The sequence below is a fragment of the Streptococcus sp. 53 genome (assembly GCF_013276565.1).
Lineage (GTDB): Bacteria > Bacillota > Bacilli > Lactobacillales > Streptococcaceae > Streptococcus.
Genome location: NZ_VMLG01000006.1, coordinates 1 through 19,237, shown reverse-complemented (window position 1 = coordinate 19,237; position 19,237 = coordinate 1). Strand labels below are relative to the sequence as shown.

Here is a 19,237-nt window from a genome sequence, read left to right as displayed (position 1 = left end):
TCAACAATCACCTTAGGTGGTGGGGACGGAAGCAAACCTTCGGTTTCATTTCTACAATTTGAGCCTAAGGTCTCAAATTTTCCCTAGACCAGAACAGATACTGTTCTGGTCTTTTCACCACGGCGACCATTATCCTGTTTGGCGACTGCGTCGCTTTTTTCTTACATCTTTATCAAATAGCCTTGCTTCCGATATCTGTTCGGTAAAAGAGGCCTTCTATTTTTTGTTGGGCGAGTTCTTGGTAGATGGTGTCTTGGGCTTCTTTGACGGTTTCTGCTGTGGTGACGAGCATATAAACTCGTCCGCCGTTTGAGAGCAGTGCTCTGCTATTTTCCGCAAACTTAGCCCCTGCATAGTAGGTAATGATGTCGCCATCGGTTTTGGCTGGCAACTTGACACCTTTTTCATAGTCTAGCGGGTAACCGTTGGATGCGACAACCACACCCAGAGTCACACCCTTGTCCGTCCACGTGATGTTTGGCTCCTTGCCATCCAGAATATCTGTGATATTTTGTGCAAAGTCAGATGTCAAACAAGGCAGGATAATTTGCGTTTCTGGATCTCCGAAACGAGCATTGAACTCGATGACTTTGGGTCCATCTGCTGTCAAGATAAGCCCTGCGTAAAGGATACCCAGATAAGGACGACCTTCTTGAATCATGCCCTCAAGGACTGGCTTGACAATAGTCTCAACCGCTGTATCAACTACACTCTGTGGCAAGTGTGGAACTGGTGCATAGGCACCCATCCCACCAGTGTTAGGGCCCTTGTCCCCGTCGTAGGCACGTTTGTGATCCTGAGCCGTTGGCATGATGTAGAACTTGTCCCCATTGACAAAGGCAAAGAGAGAGAACTCCTCACCGTCGAGGAATTCCTCGATGACCACACGCGCACCTGAGTCACCAAATTTATTGTCCAAAAGCATCTCGTGAGCTGCTTCGACCGCTTGCTCAACCGTCTCCGCAACAACGACGCCCTTCCCAAGCGCCAAGCCATCCGCTTTGACTACGATAGGCGCACCATGCTTTTCGATATAGGCCTTGGCTTCCTCAAAGTCTGAGAATGTGCCATAGGTTGCCGTCGGAACGCCGTATTTGACCATGATTTCCTTGGCAAAATCCTTGGACCACTCCAGCTCCGCTGCCAATCTTGTCGGACCAAAGGCTTTGAGACCCGCTGCATGGAAATCATCCACGATACCAGCCGCAAGGGCGTCATCTGGCCCTATAAAGGTCCAAGCAACATCGTTGTCTTTTGCAAACTCAATCAATTTGGAATGTTCGGAAATAGAGATGTTCACCAATTCCAGACCATCCAGAGTCATCCCATCATTCCCAGGAGCAACAAAAACCTTTTCTACCTCTTTTGACTCAAGCAACTTCTTAGCAATCGCATGTTCACGACCACCCGAACCGACAACAAGTAGTTTCATCTCACAACCTCTTTTACGAATTATTTAATAACATTATACCACAAACGTTCGCTTTAATCTTGTTTCACTCCACATTTTTACGCAAAAAAGGAAAGAAACTTTTTTCTTCCCTTTAACGTTCTTAATGTCTAAAATGTCTCACTCCTGTGAAGACCATAGTCAAGCCATATTTGTCAGCGGCTTCGATGGATTCTTGGTCACGGACGGATCCACCTGGCTGGATGATGGCCTTGATACCTGCTTTGGCGATTTCTTCCACATTATCCGCAAATGGGAAGAAGGCATCAGAAGCAAGCACAGCACCGTCAAGACGGTCTTTGGCTTGGTCAATCGCAATACGAACAGAAGCCACGCGATTGGTTTGACCTGGGCCAACACCCAGCGTCATATGATCATTGGTCACGATGATACCGTTTGATTTGACGTATTTAATAGCTTTCCAAGCAAACTCAAGAGCTGTCGCTTCTGTCTCAGTTGGCTGACGTTTGGTCACCACTTGCCAGTCAGCTGGGCTTTCCTTGACCACATCTTGGTTTTGCACCAGAAGTCCACCAACTACACCTGTGTATTCTGCTTCCACTTCGCTAGCCTCTTGAGCATCAAATGGCAAGGCAAGGATACGCAAGTTTTTCTTTTTATTGGTCAAAATGGCTAGCGCTTCATCCGTATAGCTTGGTGCAATGATGATTTCAAGGAAAACGCCGTGCATCTTCTCAGCTGTCGCAGCATCCACCTCACGGTTAAGAACAACGATACCACCAAAGATAGACACTGGGTCAGACTCATAAGCGTAGTCCCAAGCAGTCTCGATGTCTTCAGCCTGACCGATTCCACATGGATTCATGTGTTTGAGAGCCACAACTGTTGGACGGTCTTTGAAGTCACGGATGATACGGATAGCAGCATCAGCGTCACGAATATTGTTGAATGACAATTCCTTACCGTTAAGCTGTTTAGCTGAAGCAATCGAGTAGTCTGTTGGCAAGGCTTTTTGGTAAAAGTCTGCATCTTGTTGAGGATTTTCACCGTAACGCATAGCTTGCTTGAGGTCATAGGTCAAAGTCAGTTTTTCAGGTTTTTCTTCACCCACTTGAGCTGTGAAATACTCTGCAATCAAGGCATCATAAGCCGCTGTGTGACGGAAAACCTTGGCTGCCAAACGTTGTCGAGTTTCGTAAGTTGTTTCACCATTGGCTGACAACTCGTCCAAAACCACTGCATAGTCAGCAGGATCTACCACAACTGTTACGCTGGCATGATTTTTCGCTGCTGAGCGAAGCATAGACGGACCCCCAATATCGATATTCTCCACAGCATCCGCGTACGTCACATCTGGTTTGAGGATGGTTTCCTTAAATGGGTAAAGATTGACCACAACTAGGTCGATAAGCTCAATTTGGTTCTCCTTGGCTGCTTCCAAGTGACTATCCAAATCACGACGAGCGAGTAATCCACCGTGGATATTTGGGTGAAGGGTCTTGACACGACCGTCCATCATTTCTGGAAAACCAGTCACATCATCGATAGCAATGGTGTCCACCCCAGCAGTATCAAGGGCAACCTTGGTCCCACCTGTCGAGATAATCTCCCAACCAAGTTTTTTAAGTTCCTGGGCAAATTCAACAATGCCCGCTTTGTCTGATACGCTGATTAAGGCGCGTTTAGTCATTATATTCTCCTTTTTAATCATTAGTTAAACACCAATTAAATGCAGTAACAGTAAAACAAAATAAGCAAAACTAAGGCTAAGCATACCTAAGATATTGACCCATTTTCTAGTCTGTGATTTGAACACTCTTATAAAAATTTGATAAATCAATAAGCCTACACAAACACCTAGCGTATTTAAAGCCAAATCCGTTATATCTGTTATACCTATTGCTAAAATATACTGTAAGCACTCAAACAATAAACTAATCAAGAAACCTGTCCCGACTATTCTTAAACTAGATAAACTAGTTTTTATCAGAGGGAAACAAACACCTAATGGAATAAAGGAAATCAGATTAAATAACATTTCAGTAAAAACAATTTTTCCATCTACTATTAGTGGTTCTGAAAATGGAATCCAATTGATATACCTTGGAGCTAAGAAAAATGCTATAAATTCAGGATTTGTTTCAAACTTAAATAAGATTCCCCAAGTTAATAACATCAGATAGACATAAAATACATATCGAGTTGTTTTTTTAGATTCTAACATTACAAATACCTCCGTTTGAAGTCGTCTTCGACAATCACTGACTCCAATTTTAAATCAAAGATATCATATGAATCATCAATGGCACTGGTGCTCACCCCAGCATTATCAAGGGCAACCTTGGTTCCACCTGTTGAGATGATGTCCCAACCGAGTTTTTTTAAGTTCTTGGGCAAATTCAACAATACCATCTTTGTTTGAGATACTGATTAAAGCTTTTTTCGTCATTCTATTCCTCTTTCTTTAGGTCCAAGCGCATAGCGACTTCATTATTTTCTTCTATAAATCCTGTTTCCTGAAAACCCAAACTAGTCAACAGGTGCTTCATTTTTTCATTTCCAACCACATAATCTGCGATAATATGATTGCAAGTGCTATCCATCTGAGCCTTTTTGATCAGAAATTCCACGGCTTTTCGTCCATAACCTCTTCCTTGGTACTGCTGGCCAATCATTATCCGCCAGATAAAGTATTCCGCTTCATCCTTATCTATTTCCAACAGGAGAAAACCAACTACAAGCTCATTCCAATAAATTGCCATTGGAAACACATCCCCATTCTCTCGGTAGAGCCATGCGTCAGCTAAAGAGCGTACATTTGGAGACACGAAACGTGCTCGTTCATCAGCTTCAGATATTTTCAAATCCAGCACTGCCTGAAAACTGCTCTCATCTACTAATTTTATCTCAATCATTTTTTCTCCTAGCAAAATTGCACAATCAAAATTTGATTTACTTCTTATCTTCTCCCTACTCCCAAACTATCCAGAACCTCTGGATACAACTTGTACTCCGCTTCATGAATCCGTTCTTCAAAACTGTCAATGGTATCATCAGCCAGCCGTGGCACACGTACTTGTTTGATAACCTTTCCTGTATCCACACCCGAATCTACCCAGTGAATGGTCACACCACTCTCAGCAACACCAGCATTCCAAGCATCCTTAATCCCATGAGCTCCTGGAAATTCTGGCAGGTAGGCTGGATGAATGTTGACAATCCGACCTTCATAAGCCGACAATAAGGTTGGTCCAACGATTTTCATGTAGCCTGCTAGGCAAACCAAGTCAATCTGGTGTTCTTCCAAGAGTTCGACAAGGGCTGCTTCGTAGTCTGCCTTGCTCTCAAACTCCTTGAGTTCAAAAGCATAGGACAGAACGCCGAGCTGCTTTGCACGCTCAAGCACATAGGCATCACGATGGTCTGAAAAGACAAACTCCACTGGAAATTGTTCCGCTATCACCTGAAAATTTGAGCCATTACCCGAGGCAAAAACCGCTATTTTTTTCATTTGATGATGACACTTTCGTTTTCTTTCTTGACGATGCGACCAATTTTATAGACTGGTTCATCCAATAATTCCTTGACGCGATCTACATTCTCAGGGCTAACTGCCAGCATGAGTCCCACACCCATATTGAAGATTTCAAACATTTCTTCATGCTTGATTTCACCGTATTTTTCAAGAGCTTTAAAGATTGGCAAAACTGGTACCTTGCTTTCCTCAATCTCTGCAGCTAGGTCATCTGCAAACATACGAGGAACATTTTCGATAAAGCCCCCACCTGTGATGTGGGCAATACCGTTGACCAACTCTTCCTTGATGAGTGGCAAAACAGCCTTGACATAGATACGAGTCGGCTCCAGAAGAACTTCCTTGAGTTTCTTGCCTTCCAATTCTGGCAGGACTTCCTCACCTGTGTAATCCGCAAAGACACGACGGACGAGAGAGTAACCATTGGAATGAATCCCACTTGAAGCAAGTCCGAGAAGAACATCTCCCTCTGCCACTTTTGAACCGTCAATTATTTGAGATTTTTCAGCCACACCGACCGCAAAACCAGCCAAGTCATAGTCATCTGCGCCATACATACCAGGCATTTCAGCTGTTTCCCCACCGATAAGAGCAGCGCCTGCCTGCACACAACCTTCTGCTACACCAGCAACGACCTGTTCTAGCTTAGCTGGTTCATTCTTGCCTGTCGCCACATAGTCGAGAAAATAGAGAGGCTCAGCACCTGCAGCGATGATGTCATTAACACACATGGCCACACAGTCCTGACCGATGGTATCGTGCTTGTCGTACTTGATAGCCAGCATGAGCTTAGTTCCGACACCATCAGTCCCTGAAATCAAGACGGGTTCTTTAACCCCAGTCTTCGAAAGGTCAAACATACCGCCAAAGCCACCCAGAGCTCCCATGACACCTGCACGCTCCGTACGAGCCACGTGCTTTTTAATCCGTTCAACAACTTCATAACCCGCTTCAACATCCACGCCAGACTGGGCATAAGCATTTTTATTTGTCATTTTTATATTCCTTTTCTTTAATGGAGGATCTTTCGTCTATTTGTAAAAACTGGTCTTTTCTTCCAAACTTTTACGATAGTCTTCTTCGTAGTCATAGAGAGGTGTTGGGTAGTCACCGTCAAAATAAGCAACACAGAGACCACCATTTGGCGCATCCGTTTCAATCCCAATTGAATCAATCAACCCCTCAACAGAAAGATAGGTCAGACTGTCCGCACCAATGATTTGGCGAGTTTCTTCGACCGTATGATTGGCTGCAATCAGCTCCTGACGGGTTTGGATATCAATCCCGTAGAAACATGGATAAGCTAGCGCTGGACTACCAATAGCAACGTGAACCTCAGTTGCACCCGCTTCTTTCAAGAGTTGAACGATACGACGAGAGGTTGTTCCACGTACAATAGAGTCATCAATCATAACCACACGCTTGCCTTTGACAACACCAGAAACAGCAGACAGTTTCATCCGCACCCCTTGCTCCCGCAATTCTTGAGTCGGTTGGATAAAGGTACGTTGGGTGTATTGGTTCTTGATGAGTCCCATTTCATTTGGCAAACCAGACTCTTCCGCAAATCCCATAGCCGCGCTTAGGGAAGAATTGGGCACACCGACTACAATATCCGCCTCATGCTTGAATTCACGCGCCAATTGCGCTCCCATACGCTTACGTGCTGTATGGACATTGACACCGTGGATATTAGAATCAGGGCGAGCAAAATAGATATACTCCATAGAACAGATTGCTAACTGGGTATCATCTGTATAACTGTCATACTGGATTCCCTTGTCATCGATGATCACAATCTCACCTGGCTTCAAATCACGAATCCATTCAGCACCAATAACCTCAAAAGCACAAGTTTCAGAGGAAACCACCACCGCTCCGTTGGCCATTTTCCCGATTGAAAGTGGACGGAAACCATTGGGGTCAAGAGCCGCAATCAACTTGTCCTCAAACAGCAAGATATAGGCAAAACCACCTTTGACAAGGCTGAGCGCTTCCTTGATTTTGCCCATCAAGCTAGGATTATGACTACGACGAATGAGGTGAGCCAAGATTTCAGAGTCCGAAGTCGCGCTGAAAATTGCTCCTCTTTGTTCCAGTTCTTTCTTGAGAGAGGCTGCATTGGTCAGATTTCCATTATGAGCCAAACCAAACTGCATATCGTGAAAACGGAAGAGGAAGGGTTGGATGTTATCAACAGAAGCTTCGCCAGCAGTCGCATAACGCACATGCCCAATCGCACCAGTTCCCGTCAATTTATCTAAGTTAGCAGGATTTCTGAAGACTTCTGATAGAAGACCCATATCGCGATGGCGCTTTAGTTTCCCTTGATCATTGGAGAGGATTCCTGCCCCCTCCTGACCACGGTGTTGAAGACTGTGGAGCCCAAAATAGGTCAATTTAGCAGCATCTGGATGTCCCCAGATACCGAAAACACCACATTCTTCATTAAGAGATTTTACTTCGTATGTCATTTTATATACCTAATTTTTATTTGTGTAGCACCAAGAGCTAAATCTACATGACTTTTACATTACTGATACTATCTATTAAAACATCTGCAAGTCTTATTTTCCAGTAAAATATTTAACCGCTGACGCGAACAGGTGCTGGTCTTTATTTCCTGGGATGTTTTGGAAAAGACCGTCCTCATAGCGTTCTGAGTGGCCCATCTTACCGATGATTTGACCATTCTTGCTGGTAATTCCTTCGATGGCATGGACAGAACCATTCGGATTGTACTTAGAATCCATACTTGGTTTTCCATCAAAGTCAACGTATTGGCTAACGATTTGACCATTGTCACGGAGCTCTGCAAATTCCTCAGCTGTCACGACAAACTTCCCTTCACCGTGTGAAACAGGAATAGCGTGGATATCGCCCACTTCTACTCCAGCCAACCATGGCGAGTTGGTATTGGCAATCCGAGTTTCCACCATCTTGGCCACGTGTTGGTTGGCATCATTGTAGAAGAGGGTTGGGCTAGTACTTTTGGCCTCTTCAAAGTTTCCGTATGGAAGAAGACCTGATTTTACGAGAGCCTGGAATCCATTACAGATACCGATAATCAAGCCACCACGGGCGATAAAGCTATCAATAGCCACACGGACTTTTTCATTGAGCAGAATATTGACAATGAACTTGGCTGAACCATCTGGCTCGTCCGCAGCTGAGAATCCACCTGCAAAGAAGAGGATATTAGCCTTGCCGATGTTGTCAACCATGGTTTCAACAGACTTGACAATGGCTTCTTCATTCAAGGTCACGAATGGCACCAAGTTGACCTCTGCACCTTCTTTTTCAAAGGCCTTAGCTGAGTCATACTCTGAGTTGGTTCCTGGGAAGACTGGGATATAAACTACCGGTTTTTCAAGCTTTTCTTTTGCTTTAATCATAACATCTGATGCTACAGCTGGTACTTCAGCTAGTTCTTTGGCTTGGGCAAATTCTGTTGGGTAAACTTCTTCCAGTTTTCCTTGGAAGGCACTGTCAAGTTTGTGTCCATCTAGCTTCACACCATTGACAGTTAGTGTAAAGTCTGCTTTTGTTTGTCCAATCTTCTCCAATCCAACGATTTCTTCAGGAGATGTGAAAACAAATCCGCCCAATTGAGCTGTCAAAGCCGTTTCTAGTTCAGGCAAGGTTACCTCTGCACCGATATGATTTCCAAAAGTAGCAAGTGCCAAACTTTCAAGCACACCGCCGTATTTAACAACTGAAGCTGCTGTTACTTTGTGAGCCTTTTGAAGGGATTCAAACTGAGCAAAGTTAGACTTAATCAAGTCAAAATCAATTTCTGCAGAGAGGGCTTGACCTGGGATGTAGTAGATATTTTCCCCAGCAGTTTTGAACTCTGGAGAGAGGACCTTACGGCTATCTGCCGTCGTCACCCCAAAGGCTACCAAGGTTGGTGGTACTGTCAATTCTTCAAAGGTACCAGACATAGAGTCCTTCCCACCGATAGATGGCAAGCCAAGCTGAATCTGAGCTTCGATAGAGCCTAGGAGAGCTGCTACTGGCTGACCAAAACGCTCAGCTTGTTTATCCATACGCTCGAAATACTCTTGGTAAGAGAAACGAGCCTTAGACCAGTTGGCACCAGCAGCAACCAAACGAGCAGTCGCTTCAATAACCGCATAAGCAGCACCGTGGTATGGAGACCATTCTGCTACATAAGGGTTGAAACCTTGAGCCATGACTGACGCAGTATGAGTCAAACCGTGTTGAACTGGTAATTTTTGCACAGAAGCTTCAGTTGGAGTGAGTTGATAGCGGCCACCAAGCGGATGATTAACCGTTGAGCGTCCAACAGAGCAGTCAAAGATGGTCTGCAAGCCTTTTTGACTAGTATGGTTGAGGTCAGATAGAACTGTAAGTGTATCAGCTTCCAGTGTGTTAGCAGATGTTTGACGTTCTTCTGGAAGCTTGACATCCTTGTCCACGACCTTAGCATCGACGACCACACGCACACCATTGGTGTCAAGGAAACGACGTTCCAAGTCGACAATGGTTTCACCATTCCAGTGCATGACCAGATTTGGTTTTTCCGTCACTGTCGCCACCACAACAGCGTCAATATTCTCTTTGTTACATTCCGCAACGAAGGCATCCACATCTTCAGGACGAACCACCACAGCCATCCGTTCTTGAGATTCAGAGATGGCAATTTCGGTACCATTTAGGCCTTGGTATTTAAGAGGCACTTTGTTAAGGTCGATTTCAAGGCCGTCTGCTAATTCACCGATAGCCACACAGACACCGCCTGCCCCAAAGTCATTGGATTTCTTGATAAGACGGGTCACATCGCCATTACGGAACAGACGTTGAATCTTGCGTTCTTCGATGGCATTCCCTTTTTGAACCTCAGCTCCAGCAGTTTCCACAGACTCAACTGTTTGAACCTTAGAAGAACCTGTCGCACCACCGACACCATCACGTCCAGTCTTACCTCCAAGGAGAATAATCACATCTCCCGCTTCCGGTTTTTCACGGACCACATTGCCCTTGGGAGCCGCACCAACAACGGCACCAAGCTCCATGCGTTTAGCTACAAAGCCTGGGTGGAAGTACTCACGAACGTAGGTTGTGGCAAGCCCAATCTGGTTACCATATGAAGAATAACCATGGGCAGCTGTTTTAGAAATGACTTGTTGTGGCAGCTTCCCAGCACGCGTTCCCGAAATCGGTGCTGTGATATCACCCGCACCTGAAATACGCATGGCTTGATAAACGTAGGAACGACCTGACAATGGGTCACGAATGGCTCCACCGATACAAGTAGCCGCGCCACCAAATGGCTCAATTTCCGTTGGATGGTTGTGGGTTTCATTTTTGAACATGAGGAGCCAAGGTTCTTTCACACCATTGACATCCACTTCAATTTCAACAGAGCAAGCATTGATTTCATCTGACACTTCCATATCATCCAAACGACCATTAGCACGCTCATAACGACCGAAAATAGTAGCCATATCCATCAAGGTTTGCGGTTTTTCCGTACGTCCCAACTCATCACGCATGGCAATATATTTTTCATAGGTTGACTGCAATTGTTTTTGGAATTTAGAAGCTGAGAAATCAATCTGCTTTAACTCAGTCTCAAAAGTCGTGTGACGGCAGTGGTCAGACCAGTAAGTGTCCAAAACCTTGAGTTCAGTCTCAGTTGGCACACGTCCAATAGACTTGAAATAGTCTTGGATAAAGAGCAAATCATCCACTTCCATAGCCATCCCTTGCTCAGCCTTGTAGCGAGCAAAGTCTTCTGCCACATAACTTTCAAAGAAAGTCAATTTAGGAATGGTCTTGTCTGACTCTGAAAATTCCTGCTTGGCAATCCCTGTCGTGATGTCCTTGAAACGAGAATCAACTGGATTAAGCAGGTAGTTTTTGACCGCTTCTAATTCCGTCACATCGATATCTTTATTCACCAAGTAAAGTTGAGCAGTATTAACCGTTACATCACTCGAACTTCCCAGCAAAAGCAAGGCTTCTTGTGAAGAAGCTGCACGCTGGTCAAATTGGCCAGGCAGACTTTCAATGGCAAAGAAAGCATAGTTGGCAAGATCCGCCTGTACAGCAGCTTCATCCAAGACATGGTCTGTCACCTGCTCAGAGAAAATGTGTTTCTCTGCAGGCGCAAACAAGCCCTCTGCTAAGTCAAATACATCATACACTTGCACAATACGAATACTTTTCAAGCTTGAAAGTCCCAAGTTGTGCTGGAGTTCTCTAACCAAACTCTCTGACTTAACCTGAAAATCAGCCTTTTTTTCAACAAAAATACGTTTATCCATCAATCCTTATTCCTTTATTTCAGCTCTTGCAATGTGCCTAAACAGCCTTGAGACTGTTATTTCAATTCCTGCAACTTTTCCCAAACAATCTCGTAAACATCTGTTAATTCACCTAGTCCCCTACGGAGTGAAAAGGTCTGGGGTACCTTTTCAGCCTGAGTCCTTTTAGTTGAGAGACGAAGGTTTTCCGTTGCAAACAGATTATTTCAAACCTTGCAACTTCTCCCAGACGATCTCGTAAACGTCTGTTAGTTCTCCCAATCCTCTACGGAAAACATCCTTATCCATGTGGTTGCCATCCGCATCCCACAAGCGGCAGTTATCTGGTGAAAATTCGTCTGCTAAGATAATCTTGCCATCCTTGTCAAAACCAAACTCTAGCTTAAAGTCAACCAACTTAAGCCCAATCTCAGCAAACCAGGCTTTCAAAAGTTCATTAATTCGACGAGTTTCTTCCTTCAAGTAGGAAATCTGCTGGTCATCCGCAATCTGTAGGAATTTTACATGCTCATCATTGATAAATGGATCATCCAAATCATCATTTTTATAGTAAAATTCGACAATCGGAGTCTCCAAGACGATTCCCTCATCCACACCAAAACGTTTTGAAAAGGAACCAGCAGTATAGTTTCGGAGCACGACTTCCAAAGGAATGATTTCCACCTTTTTATTGAGTTGTTCCGTGTCTGAAAGTTTCTCCACAAAGTGAGTCGCCACACCAGCCGAATTTAATTTCTCAAAAATAAAAGATGAAATCTGATTATTCAACACTCCCTTACCTGCAATCTGCTCCTTCTTAACACCATTGAAAGCAGTCGCCTGGTCCTTGTAAGTTGAAATAATAAGATTTTCATCCTCAGTTGTATAGATATCTTTAGCTTTTCCCGAATAGATCAATTGTTTTGACATTTTAAAGTTCGCCTTTCGTATTACTTGAGCACATTCTACCATAAAAAACCTAAAATTACAAGAATTTAACCGAATAAATAGCGTGGTGACTTCGAAAATCATAAAGAAAAAACTGCAAGAAGGATCTTTCTCACAGTTTTAAAATCATTTATACTCTTCGAAAATCAAATTCAAACCACGTCAGCTTCACCTTGCCGTACTCAAGTACAGCCTGCGGCTAGCTTCCTAGTTTGCTCTTTGATTTTCATTGAGCATTAACTCCAAAAACACGAACATTACTCTTTGTTCAAAAATTGATCCAAATAATAACGTAGATAACTTTTCCTGCCCGTAATCATCTGCAAGCGACCTTCCACCCCATACCGAAGTTTTTCAGCCTGCTCCGAAGTTAGATTAGTCTCCGCCTCAATTTTAAAGAAATTCCCTTTTTCAGTCTTGGTAGCTGTCGCATCGATGCTGCTAATAGTAGAATCTAGGAAAAGTTGATTCTTGGCATCATGAGTCGTAGTATAGCGAACAGAATCACCGACCTTGATCCTTGCTACATCTTTTGAACTAAGATAGGCTGTGAGTTTGGCTTTCCCTTCTTTTTCCAAGGACGGATAGAGTTGGGCTAGTAAGGCACCTTCTGCTACCATGGTAGAATCACTGGTCTCAGGATTAAGATGAAGCACCCCATCCTCACTCGCCGTAATTTTCCCCTTATCTAAAAGATTTCCCTGTACCTTCTTACCTGACTCTGCCTCCAAGATTTTCTGGTCTAGAAGGGTCAATTCCTGACCAACCTTTGCCAAGTGTTGGGATTTGAGAGACTCCAATTGACTGCTTAAGCCTGACGCATAGGCTTGCTGGGTACCTGAACCTGCATACTGGACACGGTAAGTAGCGAGGCTAGATTCTAACTGAGAAAGCTGCGCTTCAACCTGCGCAACTGCTTGTGCCTTAGCTTGCGAATTTTCCTCCCCCTGAGACTTATAGGACTGGTAGAGAGAGTAGGCTAGATTCTGACTGGCCAAGGAAGCACCTGTTTCCATAGCTGACTTAGCTGCCTGGTAATCACGAATTTTAGCCTCTGTTTGACTGATGAGGTTCCCGATTTCAGCTTGGGTTTGACTAGCTGCTGCATTCTGGGACGCGATGGTCTCATTTTGTTGCGATGTACTAGCCCTAAGACTGCCTGCTTGGCTGATGTAGTCACGAAAGGTGGCTTGGTAGCCAAACTTATCCTCCTCTGGAAAGTGGTTCTCCCCTTCTTGCAGACTTTTTTGCAAATACTCCAATTGCTTTTTTTGGTCCTTGAGCATGTCCAACTGACTAGCATAGGCCTCCGCTTGGACACCCTCTGCCCCTTCTTGATATTGAACCAACAGTTCTCCCTTTTTAACCAGCTTATTTTCTTCCAAATGATTGACAAGAATACGATTGTTGCTAGTTGACTGTATATTTGCAAGGATACGACTAGGCTCAACAGTAGCTCTAGTAGACAAACTCATCTCCTTCTCTGCAAATGTTGCAAAGCCAAGCAAAAACACGAGCAGAAGGGACATGGGGACAATCACCCGACTGGAAAAATTATGGTAACGACGATTATAAAACTCCGCACTTTCTAAAAATTCTGGTTTCATCCTCTCCTCTTTCTAGCTATTGACCAAATGGGCGTAAAAGCCACCCTGTACAAGCAAATCAGCATGCTTTCCTTCTTCGACAATCTTGCCCTGATCCAAGACAACAACCTTCTCTGTCCGCTCAGCAATGGTCAAGCGGTGGGCGATGAAAATCAAGGTCTTGTCTAAAGCCATCAGATTATCGACAATTCGCTTCTCTGTCAAGATATCCAAACTGCTGGTCGCCTCATCCAAAATCAAGACTGGTGCATCTGTCAAGAGAGCACGCGCTAGAGCAATTCTCTGACGTTGACCACCTGAAATCCCTGCCCCATCCGAAGTCAATTCTGTCTGGTAATTCAGTGGCATGCGCTCAATGTCCTCCCGAATCTCTGCCAATTCGACTGCCCGTAAGATATCCTCTTGAGTCGTCCCTTCCTTGGCCCCAAGGAGAAGATTCTCCAAAATCGTTCCGTTAAAGACATAGGGCTGTTGAGGCAGATAGTTGATATACTGACGCAGAGTCTTTTTATCAATCTGATTGAGATTGACACCACCCAGACTAATCTCTCCCTGACTTGGATCATAAAAATTAACCATCATCTTGGCCAAGGTCGTCTTACCTGACCCTGAAATTCCCACAAAAGCCACCTTAGAGCCTTGGGGAATGGTCAAATTGATATCTGACAAGACATCTCGACCATAGCCATACTTATAGTAAACCTGCTTGAAAGTCATCTCTCCCTTCATCAAGCTCAAGTCCTCGACCGTTTTCTTCTCCTCAAACTCCGAAGCTACTAGATAAACCTCATTTAGACGGTTATTGGCAACCTGCGCTGTCTGAAGCTTAGTTTGCAGATTGATGATATTTTCCAAAGGATTGGTAAAGTAAACAAGCAAGGTATTATAGGTAATCAACTGCCCCAAACTCATCTTGCCATCCATGACCAGAACAGCCCCCATCCAGAGAATTCCGACATTGAGCAAGAGATGGGCAACCTTTTTCAGAGCCTTTTGCTGACTCTCTGCCCGACTATAGGTAAAGGATTTCTTCAGATAATCCACAAATTCCTTGTCAATCTTTTGATAACGTGAACTTTCACTAGTCAAGGACTTAATAGTCTCAATACCATTGATGTCCTCAATGATAGAAGAAGACAGAACCGCATTGGCTTCCATGGTATCCCGATTCATCTTTTCAAACGGCTTCATAAAAGCAAAGATAATCACTGTGTAGATAGGAAGTGCCAATAAAGTCATGAAAAAGAGATTGGTATTTTGTGAAAATAAAACAAGAGAAATAATGACAACCGTTGACACATCTAGGAAAATCGAAAGAATGGTCGAAGCCAGCGCATCAATGATACTGTTAGCATCTGTAAAACGAGACACGATTTCCCCTGTCCTGCGTGTCGCAAAAAAGGACATAGGCAGGTGGAAAACATGCTTGATATAAGACAAAATCACGTCAATCGATAAGCGTTGCCCCAAAACAAGTAAGAGATACTCCTGAGCGTAAGACAAAATCTGCTGGAGAATATAGACGATAACCAGCCCAATAGAAATAATCCCCAGTGTCGAACGCATCTGATCTGGCACATAGGTATCAATGATAGACTGCAGATAATAAGAACCCACAATATTAATCACGGTTACCAAGAGCGTCGCCAAAACGATATTGGCAATCAAGCCACGCTGCTTCACTAATATAGGGATAAAAGAGAGCAGACCATTTTTTTGATCCTTATGAGGCTTGTAGTCTGGACTAGGTGCCATAAACAGAGTCACTCCTGTCCATTCTTCCGCAAAACGCTCACGTGGCAGTTTGGTCAATTTCACCCCAGGATCTGGATCGGCAATATGAATGCTATCCTTGTCCTGCCCAGTCACCACATAGTAGTGGAGCAATTTCCCTTCCTTAAGCACATGGGCAACAAAAGGAAAAGTCAAATCTGGCAAGTCAAAAAGCGTCATATCCGCCTTAATTGCTCGCGTCTCAAAGCCAATCTCCTCTGCCACCTTGACCAAGCCCAAAGCCGTCGTCCCATCCATGGTCGTCTTGGCCAATTCTCGCAAGTGAGCCAAAGAATAATAGCTACCATAGTAGCCAAAAACCATGGCTAATGAAGCTACACCGCAGTCCATCTGATCCACCTGCGGACGATAGTGACGTTTCCCAAATTTCATATTCATCTCCTTTTCCTAATACTCAATGAAAATCAAAGAGCAAACTAGGAAACTAGCCGCAGGCTGCTCAAAACACTGTTTTGAGGTTGTAGATAGGACTGACGAAGTCAGTCACATATATACGGCAAGGCGACGTTGACGTGGTTTGAATTTGATTTTCGAAGAGTATAAACTCATCTGATAACAACTATCTTACCCCAATCCCCAAAGAAAAACTGGACTTCCTTCCCAAATGCACCTATCTCCCTCCCAACTGCACTTTTAAGATAAAAAATAGGCAGAACAAACGTTCCACCTAAAATATATATTTATTTCTTTTTCTTCCTAATTCTTTTGTCAATCATATATAAAACTATAATCGAAAACAGCGGTGGTACAATATAACTCTTTTCACTCATTGTCAGCTGAAATCCCAGAGTTGCTAGTATCTTAAAGATAAAAATATTCATCAAAAATAGAAAAATAAATACTAAAAAATATCTTAAAATCTTCTTCATTTCTTTTCTTCAACTTTCCTAATTTTTATAACTATTTTATCAAAAATATATATAAAACTTCAAATAAACACCTCAACTGCACTTTTTTTGGCAAAAAATAGGCAGAACAAACGTCCTACCTACTAAAAATATGCTATTGAAAGGGAAATGATTTTTTCTGACACCCTAGGCAAGCTTGGGACAAATAAATCATTGATAGCAACCTTTACGACATCCTATTTAAAGTTACTTCAATTTCTAATGTCCCTACTATTTCTAAGCCACCTCTGGTATGATCTATTCATAGTCAGAATAGATAACACCGTTCTAAATTACGATTCATAGTTACTCCTTTTTTTGATTCGTTACCACAAGATGCCTATTCCCTATAGAGCGTCTACAGCTTCAAATCTATCCATTCTTTTTGTCTTTACTTCTGTATAAAAGAATGAAGACCATCATAAATAATGCAATCGTTGGTATATTGAAACTATTAAACCAAGTAGGTAAAGATACTTTATTTATGTCAGCTACTAATCTGATGATGATATAAGACATTGAACTAAGTAATACCATGATTTCAGGCCAAACTTTCAATACTGATTTAACGAATTTCATATTAAACTCCAATGTGATGCATTCTGAGATTCTACTCTAGTCATTTTAGCACAGACTAACAAGTCATTCTTAACTGTTTACTCTACTCGCTTTTTATTGACCTTATATCCTAGATAAAAGAGCCCAAATAAAACGGGGTAAATTTCTGGATAAAATAGGGTATTGATTGGATTTTTCAAAATCAAATACGTTACGATGTAGATTATGAGCGATACGGTAAAATAACCCTCAGCAAAGCCTAATAAAAATATTTTCATAAGAAACTCCTAATTACCTGACAAGAATGGCGGAAAAACGCTACCATTCATATGCACAAAATCCTTTTGATTCATGTTCTTCATTTATAGTTTTGATTATTTTTTGACAAATCTTTGCGAAAAATACCAAAATATGCTGAGAAAAGCAAACCAACCAAAGTCCATTTCCAATTAAAGGATACTAACGAACCTGTACGAATCACATGAAGTGCGAGATTAAGAGTTATTCCCAACAAAGGACATATCGCGGCTAGTTTAGGTAACAATGTATTGAGATTAAGGTTGCGATTATTCATTATCTAACGCCCACGACGAGCAAAGTCTGAACCAAATTTGTAACCAGCATTAAAAATTTGTACAGCAGCATTCAGTACTCCTGCAATCCCAACTGCTTCCGCAAGACCAAAACCACCTTTTGTTCCCACTAATTCATCGTCAGATAATTGATAAAATTGTTCTAAGTTCATGTTCGTCACTACTCCTTTGTATTATATTTTATTGCTATGTAAATGATTAAAATGAGTATTGGATAAGTAAATACTTCTGAAATATCCATAAAATTTATACTATACTGTCCAGATAATATTTTATAGTCAATTAAAATTTGAACGATAGTAAAAATAATACGTAGCGATAACAATACCCCTAATAATATCACTTCTTTTTTTAAAAACATAGAAATGCCTCTCTGACTACAATCAGATTATGGTCTATTCGAAAACGAATTCAAAAATATAATATATGATATTCATTTTAATAAACTATATTAATAAAATGCATTGTAAACATTTCGCCCAAATGATCTACCAGCATTATAGATACCACCGAAAAATCTTCCCGTACTATCAATCACTTTATGGACATCGATGTTAATATTACCTCTCCATGACACTCGACCGCCCTCTACTGTTGCCAAATCTTTTTCTGTAAGACTTGCAAATTTTTCTTCAATTTTTATCATATTCATTATGTCTGTTCCTCTTTATCTATAATTTTTTATTAAAACAAATAATTGTAAATTGTTTCGCCAAACTTCTGCCCCGCCCAATAAACCGGTCCTAAAAGTAATGTCCCTAAAGCATAAATCCCAACTACTCCAACTATGAAAATGAATACTTTTACAGGAATTGACTGCAAACTGTAAAAATTCTCTACCCTAGTAATCCAACTTTCTATTATGCGTTCCATTAGCGCTCATCCTTCCCTGTTAACGTCCACGACGCTTAGCATGTGCTCCTGAAGCACCATCTACCGCACCCAATAAAAATGTTCCTGCAATTGCGACTCCTCCAACTACTACCAGACCAAATAGCAAGCCTCCTTCTACATCGGCCAATTCCTCATGACTCATTACATGAAAACTACTTTCCATATTTTTAATTTGTTCCATCTTATTCTCCTTTTTTGATTCTTAACGATTGAAAAAGGTAGTTTTTTGTCTTTCCTTTTTCATATATTCTATTCGTTGTTATAGATAACCTTTACTCTCTAAATATTATCTTAGAATCCAAATAATGCACGACGTAACCATAGACCTGTAATTAGACCCCGTTGATAACTTTCCTTGCTACCACCCACCAGCAAAGCTAAGTCGCTCTCCTTTAATACTTCAATAGTATACTTATCATTCATTTCATTCATCTCTTATCCTCCTAAAAACCAAAACCTCTACGAAATCCAATGTACCAATCTACAAGGGTCTTCGTCCAATTTTCTCCACCTTGAATATTGATCAATTCTTCCGACGTTAGCTCAACAAATCCATAATAATGTTCTTTCATTATTTTATTCCTTCCTTTTTCCTCTTACTTATCTATTCGAAAAAAATTTCGAAAATGAACAACTAAATTAAATTTTATTTAAAAAATAATTTAATGTACCATGAATAGAAAATCGGTAGATACATAAACCAGACTCCTTTCTGTTTCCTCTTACTTATCTATTCGA

General features: G+C 42.3%; 20 protein-coding genes and 1 pseudogene. All 21 read right to left on the bottom strand.

Annotated elements, in window-relative coordinates; all coding sequences use genetic code 11:
* Positions 1-172: 172 nt before the first annotated feature.
* Positions 173-1,432, bottom strand: coding sequence for a phosphoribosylamine--glycine ligase (gene purD / locus HT722_RS02220; RefSeq protein WP_173277316.1), 1,260 nt, complete (start codon positions 1,430-1,432; stop codon positions 173-175).
* A gap of 121 nt (positions 1,433-1,553) precedes the next feature.
* Positions 1,554-3,101, bottom strand: a complete 1,548-nt coding sequence (purH, locus tag HT722_RS02215; RefSeq protein WP_173277314.1) for a bifunctional phosphoribosylaminoimidazolecarboxamide formyltransferase/IMP cyclohydrolase — start codon at positions 3,099-3,101, stop codon at positions 1,554-1,556.
* Between the two features lie 24 nt (positions 3,102-3,125).
* Positions 3,126-3,635 carry a VanZ family protein gene (locus HT722_RS02210; protein ID WP_173277312.1) on the bottom strand — a complete coding sequence of 170 codons (510 nt, stop codon included), beginning with the start codon at positions 3,633-3,635 and terminating at the stop codon, positions 3,126-3,128.
* Positions 3,636-3,673: 38 nt separating this feature from the next.
* Positions 3,674-3,860: pseudogene (locus HT722_RS02205) on the bottom strand (hypothetical protein); the annotation flags it as partial.
* A 1-nt stretch (position 3,861) separates the two neighbouring features.
* Entirely contained in the window at positions 3,862-4,326 is a 465-nt protein-coding gene (locus tag HT722_RS02200) for a GNAT family N-acetyltransferase (RefSeq protein ID WP_000569798.1), read from the bottom strand.
* 44 nt (positions 4,327-4,370) lie between these two features.
* A complete protein-coding gene (gene purN, locus HT722_RS02195) occupies positions 4,371-4,922 on the bottom strand; it encodes a phosphoribosylglycinamide formyltransferase (RefSeq protein WP_173277310.1) in 552 nt (183 codons plus the stop codon).
* A complete protein-coding gene (gene purM, locus HT722_RS02190; protein WP_173277308.1) occupies positions 4,919-5,941 on the bottom strand; it encodes a phosphoribosylformylglycinamidine cyclo-ligase in 1,023 nt (340 codons plus the stop codon). Before purM ends, purN begins: the two co-directional genes overlap by 4 nt.
* Positions 5,942-5,977: 36 nt before the next feature.
* The gene (purF, locus tag HT722_RS02185; RefSeq protein WP_049512445.1) at positions 5,978-7,420 is read right to left on the bottom strand and encodes an amidophosphoribosyltransferase; all 1,443 of its coding nucleotides are present in this window, start codon (positions 7,418-7,420) and stop codon (positions 5,978-5,980) included.
* Between the two features lie 93 nt (positions 7,421-7,513).
* Positions 7,514-11,239, bottom strand: a complete 3,726-nt coding sequence (locus tag HT722_RS02180; RefSeq protein WP_173277306.1) for a phosphoribosylformylglycinamidine synthase — start codon at positions 11,237-11,239, stop codon at positions 7,514-7,516.
* A gap of 56 nt (positions 11,240-11,295) precedes the next feature.
* Positions 11,296-11,439, bottom strand: a complete 144-nt coding sequence (locus HT722_RS10705) for a phosphoribosylaminoimidazolesuccinocarboxamide synthase (RefSeq protein WP_079211609.1) — start codon at positions 11,437-11,439, stop codon at positions 11,296-11,298.
* Between the two features lies 1 nt (position 11,440).
* On the bottom strand, positions 11,441-12,148 hold the full coding sequence (gene purC, locus HT722_RS02170) for a phosphoribosylaminoimidazolesuccinocarboxamide synthase (RefSeq protein WP_173277303.1): 708 nt from the start codon (positions 12,146-12,148) through the stop codon (positions 11,441-11,443).
* A gap of 275 nt (positions 12,149-12,423) precedes the next feature.
* Positions 12,424-13,773: a competence pheromone export protein ComB gene (gene comB / locus HT722_RS02165; RefSeq protein ID WP_173277301.1), complete on the bottom strand. Its 1,350-nt coding sequence runs from the start codon at positions 13,771-13,773 to the stop codon at positions 12,424-12,426.
* Positions 13,774-13,785: 12 nt separating this feature from the next.
* Positions 13,786-15,939 (bottom strand): peptide cleavage/export ABC transporter ComA, encoded by a 2,154-nt coding sequence (gene comA, locus HT722_RS02160; protein ID WP_173277299.1) that lies wholly within the window; start codon positions 15,937-15,939, stop codon positions 13,786-13,788.
* A 308-nt stretch (positions 15,940-16,247) separates the two neighbouring features.
* A complete protein-coding gene (locus tag HT722_RS10425; RefSeq protein ID WP_240146913.1) occupies positions 16,248-16,436 on the bottom strand; it encodes a hypothetical protein in 189 nt (62 codons plus the stop codon).
* A gap of 674 nt (positions 16,437-17,110) precedes the next feature.
* The gene (locus HT722_RS02155) at positions 17,111-17,290 is read right to left on the bottom strand and encodes a hypothetical protein (protein ID WP_173277296.1); all 180 of its coding nucleotides are present in this window, start codon (positions 17,288-17,290) and stop codon (positions 17,111-17,113) included.
* Positions 17,291-17,370: 80 nt separating this feature from the next.
* Positions 17,371-17,586, bottom strand: a complete 216-nt coding sequence (locus HT722_RS10415; RefSeq protein ID WP_240146911.1) for a bacteriocin immunity protein — start codon at positions 17,584-17,586, stop codon at positions 17,371-17,373.
* Positions 17,587-17,589: 3 nt separating this feature from the next.
* Positions 17,590-17,757, bottom strand: a complete 168-nt coding sequence (locus tag HT722_RS02150) for a class IIb bacteriocin, lactobin A/cerein 7B family (RefSeq protein ID WP_001047582.1) — start codon at positions 17,755-17,757, stop codon at positions 17,590-17,592.
* A 299-nt stretch (positions 17,758-18,056) separates the two neighbouring features.
* Entirely contained in the window at positions 18,057-18,257 is a 201-nt protein-coding gene (locus tag HT722_RS02145; RefSeq protein ID WP_061439960.1) for an SPPN_00645 family bacteriocin-like peptide, read from the bottom strand.
* Between the two features lie 240 nt (positions 18,258-18,497).
* On the bottom strand, positions 18,498-18,680 hold the full coding sequence (locus HT722_RS02140) for a class IIb bacteriocin, lactobin A/cerein 7B family (protein WP_173277294.1): 183 nt from the start codon (positions 18,678-18,680) through the stop codon (positions 18,498-18,500).
* A 110-nt stretch (positions 18,681-18,790) separates the two neighbouring features.
* Positions 18,791-18,931, bottom strand: coding sequence for a hypothetical protein (locus HT722_RS02135; RefSeq protein ID WP_173277292.1), 141 nt, complete (start codon positions 18,929-18,931; stop codon positions 18,791-18,793).
* Between the two features lie 11 nt (positions 18,932-18,942).
* Positions 18,943-19,071 (bottom strand): smi_0059.1 family bacteriocin-like peptide, encoded by a 129-nt coding sequence (locus HT722_RS02130; protein WP_173277290.1) that lies wholly within the window; start codon positions 19,069-19,071, stop codon positions 18,943-18,945.
* Positions 19,072-19,237 lie beyond the last annotated feature (166 nt).

Bases quoted from the DNA above. Each gene is read 5' to 3' on its own strand.
- HT722_RS02140 (WP_173277294.1), bottom strand. From the start codon at position 18,680: ATGGAACAAATTAAAAATATGGAAAGTAGTTTTCATGTAATGAGTCAT.
- HT722_RS02180 (WP_173277306.1), bottom strand. From the start codon at position 11,239: ATGGATAAACGTATTTTTGTTGAAAAAAAGGCTGATTTTCAGGTTAAG.
- HT722_RS02130 (WP_173277290.1), bottom strand. From the start codon at position 19,071: ATGAAAGAACATTATTATGGATTTGTTGAGCTAACGTCGGAAGAATTG.
- HT722_RS02200 (WP_000569798.1), bottom strand. From the start codon at position 4,326: ATGATTGAGATAAAATTAGTAGATGAGAGCAGTTTTCAGGCAGTGCTG.
- purH (WP_173277314.1), bottom strand. From the start codon at position 3,101: ATGACTAAACGCGCCTTAATCAGCGTATCAGACAAAGCGGGCATTGTT.
- purC (WP_173277303.1), bottom strand. From the start codon at position 12,148: ATGTCAAAACAATTGATCTATTCGGGAAAAGCTAAAGATATCTATACA.
- comA (WP_173277299.1), bottom strand. From the start codon at position 15,939: ATGAAATTTGGGAAACGTCACTATCGTCCGCAGGTGGATCAGATGGAC.
- HT722_RS10415 (WP_240146911.1), bottom strand. From the start codon at position 17,586: ATGAATAATCGCAACCTTAATCTCAATACATTGTTACCTAAACTAGCC.
- purD (WP_173277316.1), bottom strand. From the start codon at position 1,432: ATGAAACTACTTGTTGTCGGTTCGGGTGGTCGTGAACATGCGATTGCT.
- purF (WP_049512445.1), bottom strand. From the start codon at position 7,420: ATGACATACGAAGTAAAATCTCTTAATGAAGAATGTGGTGTTTTCGGT.
- purN (WP_173277310.1), bottom strand. From the start codon at position 4,922: ATGAAAAAAATAGCGGTTTTTGCCTCGGGTAATGGCTCAAATTTTCAG.
- HT722_RS02210 (WP_173277312.1), bottom strand. From the start codon at position 3,635: ATGTTAGAATCTAAAAAAACAACTCGATATGTATTTTATGTCTATCTG.
- HT722_RS02150 (WP_001047582.1), bottom strand. From the start codon at position 17,757: ATGAACTTAGAACAATTTTATCAATTATCTGACGATGAATTAGTGGGA.
- HT722_RS02135 (WP_173277292.1), bottom strand. From the start codon at position 18,931: ATGAATGAAATGAATGATAAGTATACTATTGAAGTATTAAAGGAGAGC.
- comB (WP_173277301.1), bottom strand. From the start codon at position 13,773: ATGAAACCAGAATTTTTAGAAAGTGCGGAGTTTTATAATCGTCGTTAC.
- HT722_RS10425 (WP_240146913.1), bottom strand. From the start codon at position 16,436: ATGAAGAAGATTTTAAGATATTTTTTAGTATTTATTTTTCTATTTTTG.
- HT722_RS02155 (WP_173277296.1), bottom strand. From the start codon at position 17,290: ATGAAAATATTTTTATTAGGCTTTGCTGAGGGTTATTTTACCGTATCG.
- purM (WP_173277308.1), bottom strand. From the start codon at position 5,941: ATGACAAATAAAAATGCTTATGCCCAGTCTGGCGTGGATGTTGAAGCG.
- HT722_RS02145 (WP_061439960.1), bottom strand. From the start codon at position 18,257: ATGAATATGATAAAAATTGAAGAAAAATTTGCAAGTCTTACAGAAAAA.